At 71.6% G+C, this 22,489-nt stretch carries 18 protein-coding genes and 1 pseudogene; 9 read left to right on the plus strand and 10 right to left on the minus strand.

The window, feature by feature from the left end; all coding sequences use genetic code 11:
* Window positions 1-173 precede the first annotated feature (173 nt).
* Window positions 174-2,513: an endopeptidase La gene (gene lon, locus BCF44_RS11850; protein WP_116174213.1), complete on the plus strand. Its 2,340-nt coding sequence runs from the start codon at window positions 174-176 to the stop codon at window positions 2,511-2,513.
* Window positions 2,514-2,540: 27 nt separating this feature from the next.
* On the opposite strand, the gene BCF44_RS11855 is transcribed toward lon, so the two are convergent.
* Window positions 2,541-3,245, minus strand: a complete 705-nt coding sequence (locus tag BCF44_RS11855) for a TetR/AcrR family transcriptional regulator (protein WP_116174214.1) — start codon at window positions 3,243-3,245, stop codon at window positions 2,541-2,543.
* Window positions 3,246-3,318: 73 nt separating this feature from the next.
* Between BCF44_RS11855 and BCF44_RS11860 the strand changes: the two genes are divergently transcribed.
* Complete coding sequence (locus BCF44_RS11860; RefSeq protein ID WP_116174215.1) at window positions 3,319-4,752, plus strand: FAD-dependent oxidoreductase; 1,434 nt, start codon at window positions 3,319-3,321, stop codon at window positions 4,750-4,752.
* Here the strand turns inward: BCF44_RS11860 and BCF44_RS11865 are convergent.
* Entirely contained in the window at window positions 4,749-5,687 is a 939-nt protein-coding gene (locus BCF44_RS11865) for an oxidoreductase (RefSeq protein ID WP_116174216.1), read from the minus strand. The two genes, BCF44_RS11860 and BCF44_RS11865, sit on opposite strands and share 4 nt — an antisense overlap.
* Before the next feature lie 89 nt (window positions 5,688-5,776).
* Here BCF44_RS11865 and BCF44_RS11870 point away from each other — a divergent pair, with 89 nt between their 5' ends.
* The gene (locus BCF44_RS11870) at window positions 5,777-6,352 is read left to right on the plus strand and encodes a TetR family transcriptional regulator (protein WP_116174217.1); all 576 of its coding nucleotides are present in this window, start codon (window positions 5,777-5,779) and stop codon (window positions 6,350-6,352) included.
* On the opposite strand, the gene BCF44_RS11875 is transcribed toward BCF44_RS11870, so the two are convergent.
* Together BCF44_RS11875 and BCF44_RS11880 are read right to left on the minus strand one after the other, a co-directional pair.
* Window positions 6,309-7,385, minus strand: coding sequence for an MFS transporter (locus BCF44_RS11875; protein WP_116174218.1), 1,077 nt, complete (start codon window positions 7,383-7,385; stop codon window positions 6,309-6,311). The genes BCF44_RS11870 and BCF44_RS11875 overlap by 44 nt on opposite strands.
* A gap of 125 nt (window positions 7,386-7,510) precedes the next feature.
* Entirely contained in the window at window positions 7,511-8,308 is a 798-nt protein-coding gene (locus BCF44_RS11880; protein WP_116174219.1) for a polysaccharide deacetylase family protein, read from the minus strand.
* A gap of 145 nt (window positions 8,309-8,453) precedes the next feature.
* On the opposite strand from BCF44_RS11880, the gene BCF44_RS11885 reads away from it, so the two are divergent.
* Both BCF44_RS11885 and BCF44_RS11890 read left to right on the plus strand, forming a co-directional pair.
* A complete protein-coding gene (locus tag BCF44_RS11885) occupies window positions 8,454-8,996 on the plus strand; it encodes a kinase inhibitor (RefSeq protein WP_116174220.1) in 543 nt (180 codons plus the stop codon).
* Window positions 8,997-9,060: 64 nt separating this feature from the next.
* A complete protein-coding gene (locus BCF44_RS11890) occupies window positions 9,061-10,449 on the plus strand; it encodes a mycothione reductase (RefSeq protein ID WP_116174221.1) in 1,389 nt (462 codons plus the stop codon).
* 62 nt (window positions 10,450-10,511) lie between these two features.
* On the opposite strand, the gene BCF44_RS11895 is transcribed toward BCF44_RS11890, so the two are convergent.
* The gene (locus BCF44_RS11895; RefSeq protein WP_170217491.1) at window positions 10,512-11,708 is read right to left on the minus strand and encodes an MFS transporter; all 1,197 of its coding nucleotides are present in this window, start codon (window positions 11,706-11,708) and stop codon (window positions 10,512-10,514) included.
* 125 nt (window positions 11,709-11,833) lie between these two features.
* Between BCF44_RS11895 and BCF44_RS11900 the strand changes: the two genes are divergently transcribed.
* Complete coding sequence (locus BCF44_RS11900) at window positions 11,834-12,517, plus strand: FadR/GntR family transcriptional regulator (RefSeq protein WP_116174223.1); 684 nt, start codon at window positions 11,834-11,836, stop codon at window positions 12,515-12,517.
* Window positions 12,518-12,588: 71 nt separating this feature from the next.
* Window positions 12,589-13,044, plus strand: a complete 456-nt coding sequence (locus BCF44_RS11905; protein WP_116174224.1) for a chorismate mutase — start codon at window positions 12,589-12,591, stop codon at window positions 13,042-13,044.
* On the opposite strand, the gene BCF44_RS11910 is transcribed toward BCF44_RS11905, so the two are convergent.
* Complete coding sequence (locus tag BCF44_RS11910) at window positions 13,045-14,577, minus strand: cobyric acid synthase (RefSeq protein ID WP_116174225.1); 1,533 nt, start codon at window positions 14,575-14,577, stop codon at window positions 13,045-13,047. It lies immediately after the preceding gene.
* Between the two features lie 40 nt (window positions 14,578-14,617).
* Here BCF44_RS11910 and BCF44_RS11915 point away from each other — a divergent pair, with 40 nt between their 5' ends.
* Window positions 14,618-15,319, plus strand: a complete 702-nt coding sequence (locus BCF44_RS11915; protein ID WP_116174226.1) for an alpha/beta fold hydrolase — start codon at window positions 14,618-14,620, stop codon at window positions 15,317-15,319.
* 180 nt (window positions 15,320-15,499) lie between these two features.
* Here the strand turns inward: BCF44_RS11915 and map are convergent, their stop codons facing one another.
* Window positions 15,500-16,357 (minus strand): type I methionyl aminopeptidase, encoded by an 858-nt coding sequence (gene map / locus BCF44_RS11920; protein ID WP_116174227.1) that lies wholly within the window; start codon window positions 16,355-16,357, stop codon window positions 15,500-15,502.
* A gap of 112 nt (window positions 16,358-16,469) precedes the next feature.
* On the opposite strand from map, the gene BCF44_RS11925 reads away from it, so the two are divergent.
* Window positions 16,470-19,337, plus strand: coding sequence for an ATP-binding protein (locus BCF44_RS11925; RefSeq protein WP_147328468.1), 2,868 nt, complete (start codon window positions 16,470-16,472; stop codon window positions 19,335-19,337).
* A gap of 4 nt (window positions 19,338-19,341) precedes the next feature.
* Here BCF44_RS11925 and BCF44_RS11930 read toward each other — a convergent pair whose 3' ends face one another.
* From BCF44_RS11930 to BCF44_RS11940, 3 genes and pseudogenes are all read right to left on the minus strand, one after another.
* Window positions 19,342-21,144 carry a penicillin-binding transpeptidase domain-containing protein gene (locus BCF44_RS11930; protein WP_246014955.1) on the minus strand — a complete coding sequence of 601 codons (1,803 nt, stop codon included), beginning with the start codon at window positions 21,142-21,144 and terminating at the stop codon, window positions 19,342-19,344.
* Between the two features lie 68 nt (window positions 21,145-21,212).
* Window positions 21,213-22,067 (minus strand): GNAT family N-acetyltransferase, encoded by an 855-nt coding sequence (locus BCF44_RS11935; RefSeq protein WP_116174230.1) that lies wholly within the window; start codon window positions 22,065-22,067, stop codon window positions 21,213-21,215.
* A 122-nt stretch (window positions 22,068-22,189) separates the two neighbouring features.
* Window positions 22,190-22,489, minus strand: a pseudogene (locus BCF44_RS11940) (flavodoxin-dependent (E)-4-hydroxy-3-methylbut-2-enyl-diphosphate synthase); the annotation flags it as partial.

Genomic DNA, 22,489 nt, shown 5'->3' on the forward strand with positions numbered 1-22,489 from the left:
CGCCACTCCGCTGGTCGGGATGCCTTTCTTATAGCAAGGGGCCGCGTCCGTCGTGGGCCGGATGCCCGATCCAGGCCCCATCGGAGCAGCGATCGCCGACGGCGAACATCCGTTCGGGAACACTTCCACGCTCCAGTTGGTTGAGCCCGTAAGACTCAACCTTGGAGGAAGACGTGAGCGAAACACTGGCACTCCCGGTGCTCCCGCTGGACGACGTGGTCGTACTGCCCGGCATGGTGGTGCCGGTCAAGCTCGCCGACGCGGAGATCCGCGCCGCCGTCGAGGCCGCGCAGGCCGGCGACACCGGGTCGAAGGTGCTGCTGGTGCCCCGACTGGAGGGCAAGTACGCGAAGGTGGGCACGCTGGGGGTGATCACCCAGATCGGCCGGCTGCCCGGCGGCGAGCGCGCGGCCGTGGTGCGCGGCACCGAGCGCGTGCGGATCGGCACCGGCACCACCGGTCCCGGCGCGGCGCTGTGGGTGCAGGCCGAGGTCCAGGACGAGCCGCCGGTCGACGACGCCACCCGCGAGCTGGCCAAGGAGTACCGCACGCTGGTCACCTCGATCCTCCAGCAGCGGGGCGCGTGGCAGGTGGTCGACTCGGTGCAGGGCGTGGACGACCCGTCGGCGCTGGCCGACCTGGCCGGGTACGCCTCCTACATCACCGACGAGCAGAAGATCTGGCTGCTGGAGACCGTGGACGTCCGCGAGCGGCTGGAGAAGCTGCTGGCCTGGGGCCGCGAGCACATGGCCGAGCTGGACGTGGCCGAGACGATCCGCAAGGACGTCAAGGAGGGCATGGAGAAGCAGCAGCGGGAGTTCCTGCTGCGTCAGCAGCTGGCGGCGATCCGCAAGGAGCTCGCCGAGCTGGACGGCAAGCCCGCCTCCGAGGAGCAGGACTACCGCGCCCGGGTGGAGGCGGCCGATCTGCCGGAGAAGGTGCGCGAGGCCGCGCTGACCGAGGTGGACAAGCTGGAGCGGACCTCCGAGCAGTCGCCCGAGGTCAGCTGGATCCGCACCTGGCTGGACACGGTGCTGGACATGCCGTGGAGCACCCGCACCGAGGACGCGTACGACATCGAGGGCGCGCGGGCGGTGCTGGACGCCGACCACGCGGGCCTGGACGACGTGAAGGACCGGATCATCGAGCACCTGGCGGTGCGGCGGCGCCGGGCCGACAAGGGCCTGGGTGTCGTCGGCGGCCGGCGCAGCGGCGCGGTGCTGGCGCTGGTCGGCCCGCCCGGCGTCGGCAAGACGTCGCTGGGCGAGTCGGTGGCGCGGGCGATGGGCCGCAAGTTCGTGCGGGTCGCGCTTGGCGGCGTCCGGGACGAGGCCGAGATCCGCGGCCACCGGCGCACCTACGTCGGCGCGCTGCCCGGCCGCATCGTGCGGGCCGTCAAGGAGGCCGGCTCGATGAACCCGGTGGTGCTGCTGGACGAGGTCGACAAGGTCGGCTCGGACTACCGCGGCGACCCGACGGCGGCCCTGCTGGAGGTGCTGGACCCGGCGCAGAACCACACGTTCCGGGACCACTACCTGGAGGTCGAGCTGGACCTGTCGGACGTGCTGTTCCTGGCCACCGCCAACGTGCTGGAGGCCATCCCCGGCCCGCTGCTGGACCGGATGGAGCTGGTCCGGCTGGACGGCTACACCGAGGACGAGAAGGTCACCATCGCCCGCGACCACCTGCTGGCCCGCCAGCTGGAGCGCGCCGGTCTGACCCCGGACGACGTGACCGTGCAGGACGAGGCGCTGCGGCGGCTGGCCGCGGAGTACACCCGGGAGGCCGGCGTCCGCGACCTGGAGCGGCAGATCGCCCGCGTGCTGCGCAAGGCGGCCGTGGACGAGGCGAAGCTGCCGCTGACGGTCGGGCACGACAACCTGCCGGACTTCCTCGGCCGGCCGCGGCACACGCCGGAGTCGGCGGAGCGCACGGCGGTGCCGGGCGTGGCGACCGGTCTCGCGGTCACCGGCGTCGGCGGTGACGTGCTGTTCGTCGAGGCGTCGCTGGCCGACCCGGAGACGGGGTCGACCGGGGTGGCGCTGACCGGGCAGCTGGGCGACGTGATGAAGGAGTCGGCGCACATCGCGCTGAGCTACCTGCGTTCCCACGGCGCCGAGCTGGAGCTGCCGGTCGGCGACCTGAAGGACCGCGGCGTGCACGTCCACGTGCCGGCGGGCGCGGTGCCGAAGGACGGCCCGAGCGCCGGCGTGACCATGACCACGGCGCTGGCGTCGCTGCTGTCGGGCCGGCCGGTCCGGTCGGACGTGGCGATGACCGGCGAGGTGTCGCTGACCGGTCGGGTGCTGCCCATCGGCGGCGTCAAGCAGAAGCTGCTGGCGGCGCACCGGGCGGGCATCACCACGGTGCTGCTGCCGCAGCGGAACGAGCCGGATCTGGACGACGTGCCGGCCTCGGTCCGCGAGCAGCTGGAGGTGCACCTGGTCGGCGACGTCCGCGAGGTGCTGGAGCTGGCCCTGCAGCCGGTGAACGCGCCGGTGCTGAGCGCCTGACGCGGTAGGGGAAAGCGTGGCCTGCGATCAGCGGGCCACGCTTTTCTCTATGCCCGCCAACACACATTCCAGTCCGAAGGCGAACTGCTGGTCGTGGCTGAGGTCGTCGGCCTCGAAGATGCGCCGGGCCACCCGCGGGTAGTTGCCGCTGTCGATGATGACCTCGCGCACGTACGGCGACACCGCCGAGCGCCACTCGTCCTGGGTCATGCCGGTGCTGCGCACGTCTTCCCGCTCCGACAGCTCGGCGAGCACCGCCCCGTGCACATAGTTCGCCACGGTCCCGAGCAGCGCCGAGGCCAGCGTGATGTCGTCGGTCGCCCCACCGGCCGCCGCGAGCGCGAAATCGGCCTGGCGCAAGGCGTTCGGGCCCAGCGTCGGCCGGCTGCGCAGCTCGGTGGCCAGCCACGGGTGGCGCAGCATCGTGGCCCTCATGCCGTCGGCCACCACCGTCAGGTCGGCCCGCCAGTCGCCCGACGGCGTCGGCCACTCGCGCTCGCCCTGCACGGCGTCCACCATCAGCTCCAGCAGCTCGTCCTTGTTGGTGACGTAGCGGTAGAGCGAGGTGGTGCCCGTGCCGGCCTCCGTCGCCACTCTGCGCATGGTCAGCGCCTGCGTGCCCTCCGCGTCGGCCAGCCGGATCGCGACGGCGACGATCTGCTCGACGCTCAGCGCCTGACGCCGGCGCTGCTCGGCCAGTCGCGTCCAGACCAGCGTGAAGTCCTGGGGCATGGCGTTGAGAGTACTAAGTGGGTACAGTGTTCCCAAGACGGGAACGCTGTACCCACTTTCGGAGGGGGACCCCATGGACGCAGTGATCGTCGGCGGCGGCACGGTCGGCCTGTGCACCGCCGTCTTCCTGGCCCGGCAGGGCGTTTCGGTGCGGGTGCTGGAACGCCGGCCGACCGTGTCGGACCATCCGCGGGCCTTCGGCCTGAACCCGCGGTCGGCCGAGATCGCGCGCTGGGCCGGCATCGAGTTCGAGACCGACGAACGGAACGCGGGCGTGGCCTCCGGGCCCAGCCTGGCCGAGCTGACCCCCACGACCGGGCCGATCAAGCTGCCCGGGATCGGCCCGGCCGCGCAGCGCAGCTGCCCGCAGCACCGCATCGACCGCGCGGCGCTGGACTTGGCGCGCGATCTCGGCGCGCGGATCGACTTCGACGCCGAAGTCGTGGGGGTGACCGACGACGGTGTGGTGACGACAGCGTCGGGTGAGACCGTGGAGGCGGACTACGTGATCGCCGCCGACGGCGCGCGGAGCCGGGTCCGGGACCTGCTCGGCATCGGCACCACCGGCCCCGGCGTGCTCGGCGGTCACATGCTCAACGTGCTGTTCCGGGCCCCCGGCCTGCCGGTGCCCGAGTACTCGATGTCCGTGCTGCGCAACGAGGAGGCGGTCGGGATCCTGATGAAGGTCGACCACGGCGACCGGTGGATCTTCCACGTGCCCGGCGGCGACCCCGCCATGCCGGTGTCGGAGTTCCAGCGGCTGATCCGCGCCGCCACCGGGGTCGGGGACGTCGAGGTGGACGTGATCAGCATGCTGCCGTGGGCATCCACCGCCCGGGTGGCGGAGAAGTTCCGGCAGGGCAACGTGTTCCTCATTGGCGACGCCGCCCATGTGGTGCCGCCGACCGGCGGCTTCGGCCTCAACACGGGCGTCGCCGACGGGCACAACCTGGCCTGGAAGCTGGCCGCCGGCGGCGACGCGCTGCTCGACACGTACGAGCTGGAACGCAAGCCGGTGGCCCAGTTCACCATGGAGCAGTCGCTGATCCGCGGCGAGCACCGGGACCTGCACTGGGACCTGCGGCCCGAGCGCGCCGCGGATCGGGCCGCCGTCGGCATGGCCAACGTGCTGGTGGTGATCGCCGGCTACCGGTACGACTCGCCGGCCGTGATCGACGCGGAACCGATGCCGTCGATGGAGGATCTCGTCCTCGACGGCGCCCCCGGCAGCCGCATCCCACACCTGTGGGTGCAGCCGGGGAAGTCCACTTTGGACCTCGTCGACGGCTTCACCCTGTTGACCGGCACCAAGGCCGACGGCTGGCTCGCCGCGGCCGCCGCGAACGGCATTGCGGCGCATGAGGTTCCCGGTTGGGCCGACGCCGCCGGCATCGACGAGGACGGCGCCGTGCTGGTGCGCCCGGACGGTTTTGTCGGCTGGCGCACCGGGGGTGAGGGCTCCGAGGCGGAACTCCGCGAAGCCCTCGACCGGATCCTCTGCCGCTAGTTCCTGGTGGCGGCCAGGTCCGCGTAGTCGACGTCGGTCAGCTGCACCGAGACGTCCCACAGCTTGCGGGCGACGTCCTCGTTGTACGCCGCGCCGACGAACCGCTGCGCCACCGGGAAACCACGGAGGTTGCCGATGCCGTTGGGGCCGTAGTACTCGCCGCCCTTCGCGCTCGGGTCCGTCGCCGCGCGCAGCGCCGGCAGCGCGCCGCGCTCCGCCGACTGGGCGACGAGCGGCGTGATGACCTTCATCGCCTGCGCGTACAGGCCGCCGCCGCCCAGCTGCGGGCCGCTGTACTGGAGGTCGGTGCGGCTGTAGCCGGGGTGCGCGCCGATGCTCAGCACGTCCGCGCCGGCCGCCTTCAGCCGGCGGTCCAGTTCCAGCGCGAAGATCGAGTTGGCCAGCTTCGACTGGGAGTAGGCGATGTTCGCGCCGTAGCGGCGGTCGGCCTGGAGGTCGGCGAAGTTGATCCGGCCCATCTGGGCGGCGATGCTGCTCAGCGTCACCACGCGGCTGCCGGGCCTGGACAGCAGGCCCGGCAGCAGCAGGCCGGTCAGCGCGAAGTGGCCGAGGTGGTTGGTGCCGAACTGGAGCTCGAAGCCCTGCTTGGTGGTGTGCCGGCGGGGCACCGCCATCACGCCGGCGTTGTTCAGCAGCAGGTCCAGCGGCGGCAGCTCGGCCGCCAGCTTGCGGACCGAGTCCAGGTCGGCCAGGTCGAGCGAGACCAGTTCGAGGTTCTCGGCCGGGGCCTGCTGGCGAAGCTTGGCCAGCGCCGCCTCGCCGCGCTGCTCGTTGCGCGCCGCCACGTAGACGTGCGCGCCGCGCTTGGCCAGGTTCAGCGCCTCGAGGAAGCCCAGGCCCGCGTTCGCGCCGGTGACCAGCGCCGTGCGGCCGGTCTGGTCGGGGATGTCCGCTTCGGTCCAGTGCTGTGCCATCGGTGGTCTCCTGATGCGAGGGGCGTTTCCCTCAGTATGGCACTCAGTGCCACTTCTGTCATCCGATGCCCCGGGCTACACTCAGAGTCATGACGGAGGGGTTGCGGGCGCGGGCCCGGCTGGCGATGCGCACCGAGATCGCCGAGACCGCCTTCGCGCTGTTCGTGGAGCGGGGCTTCGAGCAGACCACCGTCGACGAGATCGCCGAGGCCGCCGGGCTGTCCCGGCGCAGCTTCTTCCGCTACTTCCCGTCCAAGGAGGACGCCGTCTTCGGCCTCCTCTACGACCTCGGCGAGGAGTTGGCCGCCGCCGTCGCCGCGCGGCCGGCCGCCGAACCCCCGTGGGACGCCCTGCGCGCCAGCTGCGCCGTGCTCATCGAGCCCATGCTCGGCCGCGCCGAGGACGCCATGGCCCTGCTTCGCCTCATCCACGAGACGCCCTCGCTGCGCGCGCGGCACCAGGACAAGCAGGACCGCTGGCGCAAGCTGCTCACCGACGCCCTCCAGGCCCGGTCCGTCCCCCGCCTCGACGCCGACGTCCTGGCCAGCGCCGCCCTCGCCGTGTTCGACGTCGTCTGCCGGGAGTGGCTGTTCGCCGGCGCCCCCGGCGACATCGCCACCCTCATGGACGAGGCGTTCGCCGTGTTGGCCCCCACGCGCGGCTGATCCCGTACATCGCGAGGCTCAGGACCAGCAGCGACGGGCCCAGCGTCCAAGCCCCGGCCGCGCCGATCACCAGCCCGATGCCGGCCGGCAGCCCCGCGCCGCCGATCGCCGACGCCGCCACCTGCGCGCTCACCGCCGCCCGATCCGCCGTGACCAGCGCGAGGAGCGGGAACACCGGGGCCGTCGCCAGCCCCACCACCATCAACCCGGCCACCGCCGGGAACTGACCCGGCAGCGACATCAGCAACGCCCCCAACGGCACGGACGCCATGGCAGCGGCCAGTATTCGCCGCGGGCCGAGGCGCCCCGCCAGCACGCCGAGCACCCCGCGGCCGACCACCATCGTCGCCCAGTACGCCGACACCGCGACGCCGGCCGTCACCGCCGGCAGGCCCCTCGCGGACGTCAGGTACAGAAACCCCCACACCCCCGCCGCTGCCTCGATCCCGCTCTCGACGGCACTGAACGCCACCGCCACCAGCAGGCCCCGCCCACCCCGTGCCGGCCGCGGCTTTTCCTTGTCACGCCAACGTGTGGCGACGATCACGGCGACCACCGCCACCGGGCAGGCCAGCGCCACCATGGCCCCGCGCCAGCCGACGCCTTCCCGCAGGCCCGTGACCAGCAGCGGCCCCAGCGCCGCGCCGATTCCGTAGGCCGCGTGCATCCAGGTGATGTCCCTTGGGCCGAAATGCCCAGCCGCGTGGGCATTCAGCACGGCGTCGACCGCGCCGAACCCCAGGCTGAAGATCGCCGAACCGATGACGATCACCCACAGCGCCGGGGCCAGCGCCTCCAGGACCAGCGCCACGCCGATCGCCGCCATGCCGGCGGCCAACAGCACCCTGGGCGGCGTTCTGAGTCGTCCGGCGACGAGGCTCGACAGAGTGTTGGTGGCGACCCCGGCGACCAGCACGAAGCCCAGCGCGCCAACCGGTTCGCGCAGGTCGGCCGCCATCGACGGCCACAACAGGCCCAGGGTTGCCCCGGGCAGGGCGACACCTAGGTAGGCAAGACAGGACAGGACGAGCAAGGCCGAGCCCTTCGAGGCAGAGTGCTGCCCTGGTCTCGGCGCAGCACGCGGTGACGGTGGTCAGCGCGTGCGTGAGTGACCGGGCACCCCAACTCCTCGAAGCGGTTACGTCCTCGCCGGCCAGACTAGGCCAGGAAGTCGGGCAGCGGCACCGGAATGAGGCCGTCCTTCTTGGCCTGGTTGACGAACGCGGTGTAGTCCTGGACGAAGGTCTTGCGGAAGTGCATGAGCACGATGTCACCGGGCTTGAGCTTGGCGCCGGCCTGGAACTGCACGACGCCGTCGTTGACGGCGGCGGTCCACATGACCAGGGCCTTCAGGCCGCAGTCGGCGGCGGCACGCTGGGTGTCGGCGTTGAAGTCGCCGAAGGGCGGCCGGAAGAGGGTGGGACGCTTGCCGAAGGCCTTGGCGAAGTCGTCCGAGTCGTCGCAGATCTCCTTCTTCTGCGCGGCATAGGGCATCTTGACCAGGTCGGGGTGGTTCACGGTGTGGTTGCCGATCACCAGGTCGTCCTGGTCCTGAAGGGCCTTGAAGTACGCCTCGTGCCCCTTGACGTACCGGTTGTTCAGGAACAGCGTGGGCCGCGCGCCGGACTGCTTGATCAGGTCGAGGGCGTGCGGTTCCGGCACGGCGCCGTCGTCGATGGTGATGAAGACGTACGGCTTGGTGGTGTCGATCCGCCGCACGACCGGCGCCTTCCCGCCGACGATGGCCGGGGCCGTGGCCTGGGGCTGTCCGAACGGGTAAGGCTGTGCCGGCTCGGGGGCCTTCGTGGTAGTGGTGGGGGTGGGCGTCGTGGTCGTCGCCGTGCTACTGGTCGTGCCGACGGCCATGCCGGCGGCGTCCTGCTCGGTGCCGGCCTGACAGGCGGCGAGCAGGGAGACGGCGGCAACCGCCGCAACAGCGACCAGACCGGCGCGCATGGGAAACGACCTTCCACCCCGTAGTGAGCATCACTCGATTAAGGGACGCCCAATCAGGGGTCATGGTTGCATGCCGTCGCCAAGTCGTCGGAGCCGATCCCGACTAGGGTTGCCCCCGACAACCCCGCGTCACGGAGGCCTCCCCATGAGTCTCGATCGTCCCGTCGCACCCGACCCGTACGAGCTGCTGCCCGCGGTCGGATCGTTCGACGTCACCTCCAAGGACGTCACGGACGGCCAGCAGTTGCCCAACGCCCAGGTGTTCGACGGCTTCGGCGCCGGCGGCGAGAACAAGTCCCCCCAGCTCAGCTGGTCGGGCTTCCCCGCGGAGACCCGCAGCTTCGTGGTGACCTGCTACGACCCCGACGCCCCCACCCCGTCCGGCTTCTGGCACTGGCTGGTCGTCAACATCCCGGCCTCGGTCACGGAGCTGCCCACCGGTGCGGGCGCCGGCGACGACTCGCTGCCGGCCGGCGCCTTCCACACCCGCACCGACTTCGGCACCGCCAACTACGGCGGCGCAGCCCCGCCCCAGGGCGACCAGGTCCACCGCTACTACTTCGTCGTGCACGCCGTGGACGTGGAGAAGCTGGAGGTCGAGCCGGACAGCTCGGCGGCGTTCGTCAGCTTCAACCTCGCGTTCCACACCCTGGCCCGGGCGATCATCACCCCGGTCTACTCGCACTGACGATTCCCTTACGCCGAGGGTGGCCGGGGGAATCCTCCGGCCCCCTCTCCTGTTTGATGGATACGTGCGGCACTTCGACTTGGTGGTAATCGGCACCGGATCCGGCAACTCGATCGTCGACGAGCGCTTCGCCGACTGGGACGTGGCGATCGTCGAGAAGGGTGTGTTCGGCGGCACGTGCCTGAACGTGGGGTGCATCCCCACCAAGATGTTCGTGCACACCGCGGACGTGGCGGCGACCCCGGCCGGCGCGGCCCGCCTGGGCGTGGACGAGGAGCTGCACGGGGTGCGCTGGCCCGAGATCCGGGACCGGATCTTCGGCCGGATCGACCCGATCGCGGCCGGCGGCCGGCGCTGGCGGGTCGAGGGCAACGCCAACGTCACCGTGTACGAGGGCCAGGCGCGGTTCGTGGGCCCGAAGACGCTGACAGTGTCTATTCCTGGGGCGAGCACCGGCGAGACGATCACCGCCGACCGGTTCGTGATCGCCGCCGGCTCGCGGCCGATCGTGCCGGACGTGGCGGGCATCGAGGAGGTCGGCTTCCTCACCAACGAGGACGTCATGCGCCTCGAGGAGCTGCCCGAGCGGATGATCGTGCTCGGCAGCGGCTTCGTCGCGACCGAGTTCGCGCACGTCTTCTCGTCCTTCGGCGTCGACGTCACGCTGGTCGCCCGCTCCGGCGTGCTGCTGCGGGCCGAGGACGACGACGTCGCCGCCCGCTTCACCGAGATCGCCTCGAAGAAGTGGGACGTCCGCCTGAACAGCAAGGCCGTCCGCGTCGAACGCGTCGACGGCACCGTCCGCCTGCACCTGGAGACGCCGCGCGGCGCCGAGGTCGTCGAGGGCGACGTGCTGCTCGCGGCCGTCGGCCGGATCCCCAACGCCGACCTGCTCGACGTGGAGGCCACCGGCGTCACCGTGCACCGGGACGGCCGGATCGTGGTGGACGACCAGCAGCGGACCGCCGTCGACGGCATCTGGGCGCTGGGCGACGTCAGCTCGGACTACCAGCTCAAGCACGTCGCCAACCACGAGGCCCGGATCGTGCAGCACAACCTGCTGCACCCGGACGCCCCGGTCGACGCCGACCACCGGTTCGTGCCGCACGGCGTGTTCTCCTCGCCGCAGATCGGCTCCGTCGGCCTCACCGAGCGCGACGCCCGCGAGCGCGGCCTGCGCTACGTGACTGCGACTCAGGACTACGCCGACATCGCCTACGGCTGGGCGATGGAGGACACCACCGGCTTCGCCAAGCTGGTCGCCGACCCGGCGACCGGGCAGTTGCTCGGCGCGCACATCATCGGCCCGCAGGCGCCGACGCTGATCCAGCTGGTGATCCAGGCGATGAGCTTCGGCCTGGACGTCCGGTCGATGGCCCGCGGCCAGTACTGGATCCACCCGGCGATGCCCGAGCTGCTCGAGAACGCCTTGCTGAAGCTCAAGCTGGACTGAGTTCTTGCCGCGCGTTCCGCGCGGGGTTCGGCCGCCTCCAAGCCGGTGCGACCTCGCATCGGCTAGATGTGGCGCGGGCGGCCGATGACGGCGCCGAGGGTGGCCTGGGCGGCGAGGACGCCGAGCACGAGGATCAGCGGCACGGTCCACGAGCCCAGCCACCCGTGCACGAGGCCGGCCAGGAACGGGCCGCCCGCCGCGATCAGGTAGCCGAAGCCCTGGGACATGCCCGAGAGCTGGGTGGTCTCCGCCGATGTTCTGGTGCGCAACGCCATCATGGTCAGCACCACCGGGAAGATCGTCATGCCGGCCCCGAGCAGCAGCGCCCACGCCAGCGGCACGGTCGCCGGCGCGAGCATCAGGCCCAGCACACCGACAACCGGCATCACGGTGAGCCCGATCATCACCCACGACTGCGAGCGCAGCCGGGCCGCGAAGTGCGGCACGACCAGGTTGAGCGGCACGGCGACGACCATGGTGATGCCCAGCAGCACACCGGCGGCGTCGCGGTCGATGCCGGCGTCGCGCAGGATCTCCGGCAGCCAGCCCATGATCACGTAAGCGTAGATCGACTGCGCCGCGAACAGCAGCGTGAAGACCCAGGCCATGGGCACTCGCAGCAGGTTGCGCCGACCACCGTGAACCTGGTCGCCCGCCACGACATCGGTGGCCCGACGGGCGCCGATCAGCCACACGGCCAGGGCAAGCGCCGCGGGGATGGCCCACGCCGCCAGCGCCGGCCGCCAGCCGCCGGAAGCGGTCGCCAGCGGCGGGGTGACGGCAGCGGCGACCGCGCTGCCTGCGGCCATGGACGAGCTGTAGATGCCGGTGACGAGGCCGACCTTGGTCGGGAACGACTCCTTGACGACGACGGGCACCAGCACGTTGCACACGGCGATGCCGGCGCACGCGACCAGCGTGCCGCCGAGCAGCAGCGCGGGACCCGCAAGCACGCGGACGACGAGGCCGGCGGCGAGCAGCGCCAACGCGCCGGCGATGGCCGGTCCGCCGCCCAGCCGGCGAGCCAGCCACGGCGACACCAGCGCCGCCAAGCCGAAGCAGATGGACGGGGCGGCGGTCACCGCGCTCGCCCAAGCGGAGGTCGCCGTGAGACCACGCTGGACGTCCCCCAGCACCGAGGAGAGACTGGTCACGGAGATGCGGAGGTTGGCCGCCGCCAGCGTGACCGCAACCGCCAGCAGGGTGGTTCCGGCCAGCACGGCGTGTCGCGAGCGCGGCTTCGTTGCCGGCTCAAGCAAATGCGCTGTCTGCTTGCCTCTGGTGGCACTCTGAACGGCTGACGGAGACCGGTCCGGCGCCTGGTGCTGGGTCGTCACTGTCACACTATGACAAACGTAGGATGTCCGGACGAGAGGATGACCCCGTGCCGTTGGCCACTACTCGCCGAACTGGCCTTGTGGACCAGGTAATCGAGCAGATGCGAAAGGCGATCTCGTCCGGGGAATGGCCCGTCGGCCAGCGCATACCGGCCGAGCCCGAACTGGTCAGCGCCCTCGGTGTGGGCCGCAACACGGTCCGCGAGGCGGTGCGCGCGCTGGCCCACGCCGGCCTGCTGGAAGTCCGCCAGGGGGACGGCACCTTCGTTCGGGCGACGAGCGAACTATCGGGCGCGGTGCGCCGGCTGGTCGGCGAGGAGCTGCGCGAGGTGCTCGAGGTGCGCCGGACGCTGGAGGTGGAGGGCGCGCGGCTGGCCGCCAAGCACCGAACACCCGAGGACATCGTCCACCTGGAGACCCTGCTGGCCGAGCGCAACCGGGCCGCCGCCGAGCAGGCCTGGGAGGCGATGATCGAGCAGGACACCGCCTTCCACCTGCTGATCGTCCAGACCTCGCACAACGAGCTGCTCACCGAGCTCTACCGCGGCCTGACCGAGGTGGTGCGGGCCAGCGTGGCCGCCACCGTGAACGTGTCGCCGGTGGAGTCCGGCCAGATCTCGCACGACGGGATCCTGGACGCGGTGCGGGCCGGCGACCCGGAGCGGGCGGCCCGCGAGGCCGGCTCGTTCCTCGAGGAGCTCTTGGAGCGGCACACCGCCGAACGGGGCTGACGGGCGAGGTCCTACGATCGGGCCCGCAAGGGCAAAGATCGTGCCGAAGACCTGCTTATGTGAGGTTCTCGATGGACGTCCGCAGTTCCAGCCTGTCCCGCCGGGCCGCGCTGACCGGTCTGGGCGGGGTGGCCCTGCTTGCCGCGGCGGCCTGCTCGCCGAGCAAGGAGGCAACGTCCACGCAGCCGGCCGGCCAGACGAACCCCCCGGCGACGGTGGACCCGAACGCGTCGATCGCCGAGCAGCGCAAGATCATCGACGGTCTCGACAAGCAGATCATCGAGCTGCTCAAGCAGCGCGGCGAGGCGTCCGCGACGGTGCAGAAGATCCGCACCTCGGCCGGCGGCCAGAAGACCGACCCGGCCCGTGAGCAGCAGATCATCTCCGCCTACTCGTCGGGCCTCGGCGCGGGCGGCGCGGACGTGGCCAAGGCGATCCTGAACGTGGACCGGGGCGTGCAGCCGAGCACCTCGGCGACGAGCACCACCGCGCCGACCAGCACCACCGAGACCTCGTCGTCGCACTGATCAGTCGAGCGGCGGCGCCCCCGGCGGCAGCACCCGCAGCCCCTCGGGGGCGCCGCGCTCGATCAGGGCCAGCAGCGCCTCGGTGTCCAGGTGCTCCTCTACGAGGTCGCCGAGCAGGTCCAGCTGGGCCGTGCGGGCGGCGGCGAACGAGGTGCCCTCGGCGGCCGTGAAGCCGTCCCGGCCGGCCGTGCCGGCCGCCCAGCGCAGGAACTCCCGGCGGAAGCCGTCGTTCTCCAGCAGGCCGTGCCAGTGGGTGCCCATCACCGGACCCGCCACCGCGCCCTCCACGGCGCCGTCGGACAGCTCGATGAGGCCGTCCAGCTCCGCCGGCCGCCGCAGCACCTGACCGTGGTGGATCTCATACCCGGTGACGGCCTGGCCGAGCGCCTTGCCGGCCGGCCGGGTCAGCGTCTTGTCCGGCGCGAAACCGATGGCCGTGTCGAGCAGACCGAGGCCGGGCACCTCGCCGACGCCCGACTCGACAACGTCGTCAATCGTGCGGGCGAGCATCTGGAAACCGCCGCAGATCCCCAGCACCGGCAGCCCGCGCGCGGCATGCAATCGAACAGCATCGGCCAATCCGGTGCGGCGCAACCAGTCCAGATCGGACACCGTCGCCTTGGATCCCGGCAGCACCACCAGATCCGCGTCGGTCAGCCGTGACGGCTCGGTCACGAAGCGCACCGCCACACCGGGTTCGCCGGCCAGGGCCTCCACATCGGTGGCGTTGGAGATGCGAGGCAGCCGCACGACCGCCACCCGCAGCCACTGCCCGCCCACCGGAGCGGCCGGACGGCCGATCACGCCATCGGCCACATAGGACAGCGAGTCCTCGGCGTCCAGCCACAGATCTTCCCGCCACGGCAGCACTCCGTACACCGGACGGCCGGTGACGGCGCGCAGTTGGCGCAGTCCCGGCTCCAGCAAAGCGGGGTCGCCTCGGAACTTGTTCACGACGAATCCGGCCATCAGGGCCTGATCTTCCGGCGACAGCAGCGCCAGCGTGCCGTACAGATGCGCGAACACGCCGCCGCGATCGATGTCCCCGACCACGATCACCGGCAGGTTCGCGGCCCGGGCGAGCCCCATGTTGGCGATATCAGTGGCGCGCAGATTGACCTCAGTGGGTGAACCTGCGCCTTCACAGATAACTACGTCGAATTCCGAACGGAGCTCCGCAAGGGCCGTTTGGGCGATCACGGAGAGCTCCCGCTTGCGGTCCCGATAGGACATCGCGCTGACCTCGCCAACCGCTTTGCCCAGCACCACGACCTGCGAGCTGCGGTCGCCGCCGGGCTTGAGCAGCACCGGGTTGAACCGGACGCTGGGGGCCAGCCCGCAGGCCGCCGCCTGGAGCGCCTGCGCCCGCCCGATCTCGCCGCCCTCGACCGTCACGGCCGAGTTGTTGGACATGTTCTGCGCCTTGAACGGGGCCACGCGCACGCCGCGACGGGCCAGCCAGCGGCAGATGCCGGCCGCCAGCACGCTCTTGCCGGCGTCGGATGTCGTGCCGGCCACAAGCAATGCGCCCAAAGTTCCCTCCCCGTGTCACTGTGCTGCCATCATCCACGTCATGCCCGCTGTCGGTCTCCTGCCCGTAGTCCTGGTACACAGTCCCTATCTCGGTCCGGCGAGCCTGCGCCCGCTGGCCGACGCGCTCGCGGCCGGCGGCGTCGAGTCCTGTCTCATCGACCTCCGGGTCACGGTCAGCGCGGCGCCCGTGCACCAGCGGCTGATCGGCGCGTTCGCCGACGCCATGGACGAGGTGGAGCTGGCGGAGCCGGCCGTGCTGGTCGGGCACAGCGCCGCCGGGACGCTGCTGCCGGCGTTCGCCGCCGAGCTCGACGAGCTGGTGTCGGCCCTGGTGTACGTGGACGCCGAGCTGCCGACGCCCGGCCACAGCTTCCGCGAGCTGGAACCGGCGCGGTTCGCCAAGCTGCGGGCGTCGGCGCGGGAGGGCCAGCTGCCGCGCTGGTCGGACTGGTTCACCCCGAACCCGTTCACGGAGCTGGTGGCCGACGAGGCGCTGCGGGCGGAGATGCTCGACGAGGAGCCGGAGGTCGCCGTCGAGTTCCTCAAGGAGCAGCGGCCGTCGGCGGAGTGGGACGGGCCCAGCGGCTACCTGCTGCTGACCGAGGCGTACGGCGTACAGGCGGCCAGGGCGCGGGAACTCGGCTGGCCGGTGCGGGAACTGGCGTCCAATCACCTGGCGCCGGCCACCGACCCGATCCCGGTCGCCGCCGCCCTCACGGAACTGGTGGCAGCGCTGGCTTGATCGGTGCCGGACGAGAACTCCGATGCGCCAACGTTTTCTCCTCGCGGCGAGGCTCGCCGCGGCCGCCGTCGCCGTGACGGCCCCGCCGGCAAGCGCCCGGAGTTGATGCGCCTCAACGATGATGTGAAAGGACCATTCCTCTCACTCGAGGAGAGGAATGGTCCTTTCCAAGCACGAGAATCACGGCAGGGTGAGGATCTCCGCGCCGGTCTCCGTGACGACGATGGTGTGCTCGAACTGGGCGGTCCACTTGCGGTCCTTGGTGGTGACCGTCCAGTTGTCGGGCCAGATGTCGTACTCGATGGTGCCGAGGTTGATCATCGGCTCGATGGTGAAGGTCATGCCCGGCTCCAGCACGGTGGTGACGCTGGGCTCGTCGTAGTGCAGCACGACCAGGCCGCTGTGGAAGGAGCGGCCGATGCCGTGCCCGGTGAAGTCGCGGACCACGCCGTAGCCGAAGCGGTTGGCGTAGGACTCGATGACCCGGCCGACCACGTTGAGCTGCCGGCCCGGCCGCACCGCCTTGATCGCCCGCATGGTGGCCTCGTGCGTGCGCTCGACCAGCAGCCGGGCCTCCTCGCTGACGTCGCCGGCGAGGAAGGTGGCGTTGGTGTCGCCGTGCACGCCGCCGATGAAGGCGGTGACGTCGATGTTGACGATGTCCCCGTCCTCGATCACGGTCGAGTCGGGGATGCCGTGGCAGATCACCTCGTTCAGCGAGGTGCAGCACGACTTGGGGAAGTTCCGGTAGCCCAGCGTCGACGGGTACGCGTCGTGGTCGCACAGGAACTCGTGCACGACGGCGTCGATGTGGTCGGTGGTCACGCCAGGCGCGACCGCCTTGCCGCCCTCCTGGAGGGCCTGCGCCGCGAGCCGGCTGGCCACCCGCATCGCCTCGATGATCTCCGGCGGCTGCACCCACGGGTCGTTGTTGCGCGTGGGCGCCGGCTTGTCCACGTACTCGGGACGCGGGATGTGGTTGGGGACGGGTCGCCGGGGAGACAACTCACCGGGCTTGAGAGCGGCACGCACGGGCATGTCATCACCCTACGACCTGGCCCCCGGGAACGGTGCCGGACCGGCACTGACGGGACGTAACGGGTCCAACCCGCTGTGCGATGCATCACTCGACCGTGAGGGGGTGCCGGCCGTGGCTGACGGCCCGCAGTTCAGGAACGACGGCGACAACTACGGCGTGCAGGCCGCCAACGTCGACCAGGTCGTGATCAACCTCCCCCCGATCGACGAGGTCTGCAAGGACCCGATCGGCATCGGCGAAATCCGGTTACGGGACGACCTGCCGCGCACGCTCGGCCGGCGGAACGCGGCGTGTCTGGGCCGCGAGCCGGAGCTGGCCCGGCTGGCCGAGGCCCTCGGCCAGGAACAGCACGTCCTGCTGTACGGACCGCGCGGCGTCGGCAAATCCACCCTGCTCCGCCACGCCGCCTACACCGGCCGACTCGCCGTGCCCGACATGCAGGCGTTGGTGTGGCCGAAACCGCAGCAGCCCGACGCCGACGCGATCCTGCTCAAGGTGGCGCAGAAGTGCTGCGAGTACCCGCGCCGCCGCACGATCCCGCCGGACGTGTCCCGGCACGTGCTGGCCGACCTGCGGGCGCTGGTGATCGTCGAGGACCCGCAGTGCTCGCCCGATGACCTCGTCGATCTGCTGGAAGCCGTGCCGGACAGCGTGTTCGTGATCGCCACGGACCGGCCGGAACTCGCCGAGATCGAGGACATCGAGGCGCACGTGCTGCTGGCCGGCCTTCCGGTGCGGGCCAGCCGACAGGTGCTGCGGTCCAGGTTCAACGGGCGGCTGCCGGCCGCCACCCGCCATCGGGTTCACGAACTGTGCGAGGGCTACGGCCACCGCCCCGCCCTGGTTGCCCGTCTCGGCCGGTACCTGGCCGTGGCGTGCGCGCAGCGGCAGCTCCTGCCGGAGCTCGACACCGACGAGGCCCAGCTGATCGTGCCCCGCCTGGTCGAGTGGCTGGACGAGCCGAGCCGCGCGGCGGTGCTCGCCCTGGCCGCGCTGGACCGGGCCGAGTGGAGCTGGCCGGTGCTCGCCGCCGTCGCCGGCATTCCCACTCAGGGCACCGCAACCACGCTGCTCGAGACCGCGCTTGTCTTCCAGGACAACGGCTTCCAGGCCGCGGAGGGCGTCGCCGAGCCTCTCGCCGAGCGGCTGGACGTCGTCGGGGTCACCGAGCGGATCACCGCCTGGGTGACGGAAACCGTTGACGCGCAACAGATCGCCGACGCGATCACGGTGATCGAGCAGGCACTGCTGGTGAATCTCGACGCCGGCCGCCACGACCTGGCGCTGGCGTTGGCACGGATCGCGGCGGCGAAGCTGATGTCGGCCCGGCACTGGAGCGAGTGGGGCCGGGTGCTGACGCTCGGGCTGCGGGCGGCGGTGCACGCGAAGTCGGTGCGTGACGAGATCTCCTTCCGGTACGCGATCGCGGCCCGCAAGTACGCCGACGGCCGGCTCGAAGAGGCGTTGGAGCTGCTGGCCGCCCTGATCAGCGACTGGGTGGACGCCGTCGACGAGCCCACCGCGAATCGGATCCGCCGGCTCTCCCACGAGGTCGAGCAGCGGGCGAACCCGCCGGCCGAGGCGACGACCGGCCTCGCCGCGCTGCTGCGGCCGGTGCAGGTGAGCGTGCTGAAGGTGCCGGCCTCGGTGCAGCAGTTCGTCGCCAACAACATCCAGGTGGTGCGCGCGGTCGCCGGCATCGGCACGGTGGCGGCGCTCGTCGCGGGCCTGGTGACGGCGTCCGGACATGCTCCCGGCGTGAGCGCGGAGGGCCCGCCGCCCGACACGACCATCAGCACGACGGAGACTCCGGGCCCGGGGTTGACCGCCGGGCCGACGACCGGCGTCAGTCCCCCCGGCAAGGCGACCAGCGCGACCACCAGCGCCCCACCGGGTCAGGGCGGTCAATCACCTGGTACCTCGGGCCAGCCCGGCCAATCGGGACAACCCGGCCAGCCCGGTTCTGGCACCTCCGACCCGAGCACCGCGCCACACACCTTCAGCTGGGGCTTCGCCCGCGACGACATGCAGGACGACAACGGCCAACCGCGCCGACTCGACAGCCCGGGCGGCACGGCGAACTGGGTCTGGGGCATCTGGATGATGCAGTCACCGCCGGCCGGGCACGCCACGGCCACGCACCTGGGCACCGGCTGGGACCGGATCATGATGCCGGCGGCCGGCACGCCCGGCGGCGCGGTGATCGTCACAGCCTACGACGTGAGCGAGGCGGGCGCGTTCTGCCAGCCGTCGAGCTGGGGCCAGAGCGGCGTGGACGAGATCATCGACGTCCACTGCTTCACCAACGCCGGCGCTCCCACCAACATGCGGGTCTTCGTGTTCTTCGCCGCCGGCAGCGGCAGCAACCCGCTCGCCGCCGGCGGCACTCGCTCGTACGTGGTCGACGACCTGCCTGGCGCCGACTTCTTCGCCCCGGACTGGCGGCACGGCCGCAACGCGGGCACCGTCGCGCACACCGGCCCCGGCCGCTACACCGCCCAACTTGCCGGCGCCGCAACGGGTGTGGTGGAACTGACGCCCATCGGCTCCGACCCGAAGCACTGCTCGATCCTCGGCCGGAACGGCAACGCCGTCGACATCGCCTGCTTCAACCAGCAGGGCAGCCCGGTCGACTCGGCGTTCGCCGCGAGCGTCGCCAACAACCAGAACTTCCTGGACGACAGCCGAAAGCCCGTCGGCGACTACCTCGTGACGGCCGACCCGAGCATGCAGTGGGCCAGCAGCCCGAAGTTCTCTCCCACCTCGACCGGCAAGTACCACATGGAATTCGGCAACGGCTACTTCCCGAGCACCATGCACGTCACCGCCGAAGGCGTCGGCCGCTACTGCGTCATCACCAAGAACAACGACTACAGCGGCCCGGACCACACCCTGATCGATGTCGGCTGCTACACGAGCGGCGGCACGCCGGCCGACACCAACTTCGACCTGCTCTACACGTCCACCCGCATCTACTGACGGATCAGTGCACCGCGCGCAGGAAGTTGCCCGCCACCACCACGGCCGGCGACGACGTGCCCGCGCCCACCAGCAGCACCGCGAACGCGAGGTCGCCGCGGTAGCCGACGAACCAGCCGTGCGAGTTGGTGCCGTCGCCGAACTGCGCGGTGCCGGTCTTGCCGGCCACGTCGGGGATGTCCTTGATCGCCTTCGCGGTGCCGTCGGTGACCACGGCCCGCATCATCTGCCGTATCGAGTCCAGCACCGGGCCGGGCACCGGCTGCTGCGCGGGCGTGTTGACCTTGGTCTGGGTGCCGCGGATCAGGCTCGGCGTCGGGATCGAGCCCTTCACCACGGTGGAGGCGACCACCGCCATGCCGAACGGGCTGACCTGGTCCTTGCCCTGGCCGAAGCCGTCCTCGGCGCGCTCCACGGTCGAGGTCGGCACCGGCACCGAGCCGGTCACCGTGGTCACGCCCGGCACCGTGAAGTCGGCGCCGATGCCCAGCTGCTTGGCCGTGTCGGCGAGCTGCTCGCTGGTCAGCTGGGTGGCCGCGATCTGGGAGAACGTCGTGTTGCAGGACTGGGCGAACGCGGTGCGCAGCGGCACCGTGCCCAGGTCGAACTTGTTCTCGTTGGGGATGACCCGGCCGTCGATGGTGGTCGTGCCGGGGCAGGCCTGCGGCCCGTCCAGGGTGACCTTGCCGGCCTCCAGCGCCGAGATGCCCGTGACGATCTTGAACGTGGAGCCGGGCGGGAACTGGCCGGTCAGCGCGATCAGGCCCTGCGCGTCGGCCGGCGCGTTCTGCGCCACGGCCAGGATCTCGCCGGTCGACGGCTGCATGGCCACGATCGCCGACGCCTGCGGCACGCCGGCCAGCGCGGCCTGCGCGGCCGCCTGGTAGTTGGTGCCGATCGTGGTGGTCAGCGACTGCGCCGCCTGCGGGTCCTTGCCGGCCAGGTCGTTGACCTCGTTGCCGGCCGCGTCCAGGGTCACCACGTGCCAGCCGGCCGCGCCGGCGACCTGGGCGTTGACCGCCGTCTTGATCGCCGTCAGGAACTGCGGGCCGAGCGCCTTGTTCTGGGCCAGCAGCTGCGTCGAGGTGACGAAGCTGACCCCGGGCAGCTCGTGGATCTGCGCACGCACCTTCTGGTAGTCCGAGTCGCGCAGGTTGATCACCGAGTACACCTGGCCGTCCGGCGTCTTGGTGGCGCCGTCGATGATCGACTGGGCGGTGATCGTGTTGTCGAACTGGCCCAGCGCCGCGGCCAGCGCGTTGGCCACCGAGCCCAGGTCGCCGGCCTGCTTGCGGTCCACCGAGATGCCGATCACCGGGGTCGGCGCGAGCAGCGGCGCGCCGTCGCGGTCGAGCACCGGCGCCGGGTCGGGCTGCTGCACCTTCAGCTCGATCGACTGCTGGGCCGACAGCTTCGGGTGGATGTCCTCGGGCTGCCAGTGCACCTTCCAGTCGCCGCTGGCCTTGGTCATCGCCAGCGAGCCCTGGTACTTCCAGGAGCGGTCGTCGCCGAGGTTCCAGTCGGCGTTGAACGGCACCGTCGCGGTGTCGCCGCTGGGCGGCTGCGAGGCGGCCGCCGTCAGCGTCACGGCCTTGGGCTTGAGCGCCGCCTTGACCTTGTCCAGCATCGCCTTGGCGCCGTTCGTGTCGTCCGCGAGCTGGGCCGCCGCGGCGGTGTCACCCTTGGCGAAGGCGGCCAGGAAGTTCCTGGCGATGTCGTCCTGGCTGGGCTTCGACTCGAACAGGCCGCACGCGCTCAGCGGCAGGACCAGTGCGAACGCGATCGCCAGCGGCAGCTTTCTCGGCACGGCCCGCACTATGCCATCCGGCCCCGACAAATTCGCGTGATATGGCCGTGCGTCCGGTCGGAACTAGGTCAAAACAACACGGTGGCGTACCGGCCGACCTCCGAGAAGCCGATCCGGCGATAGGCCGCCCGCGCGGGCGCGTTGAACCCGTTGACGTAGAGGCTGGCCGTACGGCCCAGCCCGCGCACCAGCCGGTCGGCCACCGCGGCGGTGCCGGTAGCGCCCAGGCCCTGGCCGCGGCGGTCCGGCCGCACCCACACGCCCTGGATCTGGCCCACCTTGGCCGACAGCGCCCCGATCTCGGCCTTGTAGACGACCTCGCCGCGCTCGAACCGGGCGAACGCCCGCCCGCCGGCGATCAACTCGGCGACCCGGGCCCGATAGCCCGCGCCGCCGTCCTCAAGACACGGGTCGACGCCCACCTCCTCGGTGAACATCGCCACCGCGGCCGGCAGGTACTGGTCCAGCTCGTCCGGGCGGACCGGGCGGACCAGCGGGTCCGGCGCGATCGTCGGGGAGCCTCCCATGGCGAGCAGCGGCTGGTGCGGCCGCACCTCCCGGGCCGGCCCCCACACCGGTTCCAGCTCCTGCCACAGCCCCATCACCAGGTCGGCCGGGCCGACCAGCGAGGAGCACATCCGGTGCCGGCGCAGCGCGCGGTCGGCGAAGTGCCGCAGCGCGGCTCGGTTGCCGGCCAGCGGGATCAGGTTCGGGCCGGAGAAGCACAGGCCGGTGAGCCGGCCGCTGCGGGCCGGACGGCCCTCCAGGCCCCACAGCTCGCCGCCCAGCCGCCACGGGTCCGCGCCCGCGATCTCCACGCGCGCGGCGACCATGCAGGACGCGATCGGGTCCTCGTCGAGCACCGCGCGCACCGCCGACACGTCCCGATCATCGAGCACCCGTGCCCCGGCAAGCCTCAACACGCTCCCCAGCCTGCCAGATAACGCAGGCAACCTGCGCGCATGAGCACCCACTTAGCGGATCTTAGGCACCCGGCCGGACCGCGCGGACGGGCCCCGCCCACGCGGTTCGCATCCCGATCGGGTCAGGAGGCGGTGACCACCGGGGAGGCGCCGTCGACCGGCTCCATGTCCTCGGCGATGCGCATGGCCTCCTCGATCAGCGTCTCCACGATCTGGTGCTCCGGCACCGTCTTGACGACCTGGCCCTTGACGAAGATCTGACCCTTGCCGTTGCCCGACGCCACGCCCAGGTCGGCCTCGCGGGCCTCGCCGGGGCCGTTGACGACACAGCCCATCACCGCGACCCGCAGCGGCACCTCCATGCCCTCCAGGCCGGCGGTGACCTCCTCGGCCAGCTTGTACACGTCCACCTGAGCCCGCCC

Source organism: Kutzneria buriramensis (genome assembly GCF_003387475.1).
Classification (GTDB): Bacteria; Actinomycetota; Actinomycetes; order Mycobacteriales; family Pseudonocardiaceae; genus Kutzneria; species Kutzneria buriramensis.

Coding starts and splice junctions, on each gene's coding strand:
- BCF44_RS11885 (WP_116174220.1), top strand. CDS start 8,454: ATGAGTCTCGATCGTCCCGTCGCACCCGACCCGTACGAGCTGCTGCCC.
- BCF44_RS11915 (WP_116174226.1), top strand. CDS start 14,618: ATGCCCGCTGTCGGTCTCCTGCCCGTAGTCCTGGTACACAGTCCCTAT.
- BCF44_RS11865 (WP_116174216.1), bottom strand. CDS start 5,687: ATGGCACAGCACTGGACCGAAGCGGACATCCCCGACCAGACCGGCCGC.
- BCF44_RS11880 (WP_116174219.1), bottom strand. CDS start 8,308: ATGCGCGCCGGTCTGGTCGCTGTTGCGGCGGTTGCCGCCGTCTCCCTG.
- BCF44_RS11860 (WP_116174215.1), top strand. CDS start 3,319: ATGGACGCAGTGATCGTCGGCGGCGGCACGGTCGGCCTGTGCACCGCC.
- BCF44_RS11855 (WP_116174214.1), bottom strand. CDS start 3,245: ATGCCCCAGGACTTCACGCTGGTCTGGACGCGACTGGCCGAGCAGCGC.
- BCF44_RS11870 (WP_116174217.1), top strand. CDS start 5,777: ATGACGGAGGGGTTGCGGGCGCGGGCCCGGCTGGCGATGCGCACCGAG.
- BCF44_RS11905 (WP_116174224.1), top strand. CDS start 12,589: ATGGACGTCCGCAGTTCCAGCCTGTCCCGCCGGGCCGCGCTGACCGGT.
- map (WP_116174227.1), bottom strand. CDS start 16,357: ATGCCCGTGCGTGCCGCTCTCAAGCCCGGTGAGTTGTCTCCCCGGCGA.